Origin of the sequence: Streptomyces sp. NPDC059142 (assembly GCF_042755665.1) — a bacterium.
Lineage (GTDB): Bacteria > Actinomycetota > Actinomycetes > Streptomycetales > Streptomycetaceae > Streptomyces.
In genome coordinates, this window is the sequence record NZ_JBHZDA010000163.1 from 6,188 (window position 1) to 8,150 (window position 1,963).

Consider the following 1,963-nt stretch of genomic DNA (forward strand, 5'->3'; position numbering starts at 1 on the left):
GCCACCCGCGCCCCCCCCCCCCCCCGCCCCCCGCCCCCCCCCCGCCCCCCCCCCCGCGCGCCCCCCCCCCCGCGGGTCACCGGGGCCGACAGGGGGGTCACCCGCCCCAATTCGCCGGGCTCGGCGGTGGTCTGGAGGAGCGCCGCGCACAGCGCGCCGCCCAGCCCGGCGAGCAGTCCGATCAGGGCGCCCGCGACCACGGCGTACGGGACGGACGGGGCGTATCCGACGGCGGCGACGCAGACGGCTCCGCCGCACAGCCCGAGGGACAGGACGAGTCCGGCGCGCGGTACGTGTCCCCGTACGGTCAGCAGCAGGGCGCTGAGGCCGGCGCCGGCGCCGAAGGACGCGACGATCCATCCCATGCCGTCGGCGCCCCAGCCGCGTTCCTGGACGAGGAGCGTGAGCCCGATGTTGAGCGGTCCGACGAAGCCCAGCTCTCCGACGGCCACGGTGGCCATGAGCGGGGCGAGCACCCGGTGGCGGCGGAGGTGGCGCAGCCCGTCCCGCAGCTCGGCCCAGGCCCCGGGCCCGGTGTCCGGGGCACCGTCCGCCGGGTCCCCGGCCGGTCCCGGCCGCATGCGTACGGCGATGAGCAGCGGCAGCGACAGGGCGAAGAGCGCCCCGGCGAGGGCGAACGCGGCCGCGGGTCCGCCGAGCGCCACCGCGAGCCCGCCGAGCGGCGCCCCGGTCACCCCGGCGAGCCGCTGGGCGAGACCGCGCAGCCCCTGGACGCGGGCGAGCTGGCCGGGGGTGGTGATCCGGGGCGGCAGGGCGCCGACGGCGGGCAGGAAGAGCGCGTCGACGGCGCCGAAGACCAGGGCGACCGCGAGGAGCGCCCAGAGCGCGGGGGTGGTGAAGAGCAGCGCCAAGGCAACGCCCAGGATGACGGCGCAGCGGACGGCGTCCCCGCCGATGACGACCCGGCGTGGCCCGAAGCGGTCGGCGATCACTCCCCCGCCGAGCATCAGCAGGGCGCGGGGGACGGCGCCGACGGCGAGGACGAGCCCGGCCTGCGCGGGGCTGCCGCCGCGGACGGCGGCCCAGGACAGCGCCATGAAGTACACGTTGTCGCCGACCGTCGAGGCGGTGTAGGCGGCGAGCCAGCGCAGCACGTTGGCGTCCCGGTGGGCGGGGCGCCCGACGGCGGGGGCAGTGGGGGCGACGGGGGCGGTGGAAGGGGCGGGTATCGGTCTGAGGGGTGCGCTCACGGCGGTGCCGTCCTCTCTCAGGTGCGGAAGGGGAAGCCGTACAGGTGGAGCGCGACGGTCTCGCGCCCCGCGGTGTCCCCCGCGTCCTCGGAGGCGCGCCCGCGGTTCTGGTAGCGCATCGCCAGCTCGTGCAGCTCCCGGTTGAACTCCTCCAGCTCCTGCGCGGTGAGCGGGGCCAGGTACTCGCTGCTGAGGGAGGCGGTGCGCCACTCGGAGGGCCAGGCGCTCTGGCTGTCGAGGAAGGCGCGGTACTGGGCGGCGCGCTGTTCGAAGACGAGGCGGCCGACGGCGCTGTACGCGGCGACCTCCTCGGGCGCGTCGTCGAAGTCCTCGTGCCCCCAGCTCACCCCCTCGGAGGCGACCCGCCACCACCGCTCGCGCCCGTCCTCCCCCTGCCGCTCGGCCTCCACGATGAGCCCGTGCTCGGCGAGTTTGCGCAGGTGGTAGCTGACGAGCGCGACGGCCTCGTCGACCTGGTCGGCGAGGTGCGAGGCGGTGGCCCGGCGGGCGACGAAGAGCGCCCGGTAGAGGCTGAGCCGCAGGGGGTGGCCGAGGGCCTTGAGGGTGGCGAGATCGGTGATCCTGCGCCGTTCCTGGTCTGCCATGGCCCTGACCGTAGACAGAAAAGAAAAGTTGCGCAACATTAGTTGCACAATAATTCCTGCGGATCCGGCGGCGAGAGGGCACCGGGGCGGCAGCGAGGAGAGGGATGGGGCCGGGGAACGCGTAGGGGCCGGGGACGGCCTTCCGGC

2 protein-coding genes are annotated in these 1,963 nt (G+C 76.3%); both read right to left on the minus strand.

Annotated elements, in window-relative coordinates; all coding sequences use genetic code 11:
- Positions 1–1,211: MFS transporter (locus ACFXPK_RS31750; protein WP_385080614.1), on the minus strand; the 1,211-nt coding region annotated here is incomplete at its 3' end.
- 17 nt (positions 1,212–1,228) lie between these two features.
- Positions 1,229–1,816, minus strand: coding sequence for an ArsR/SmtB family transcription factor (locus tag ACFXPK_RS31755; protein WP_384998028.1), 588 nt, complete (start codon positions 1,814–1,816; stop codon positions 1,229–1,231).
- Between the last annotated feature and the right edge of the window lie 147 nt (positions 1,817–1,963).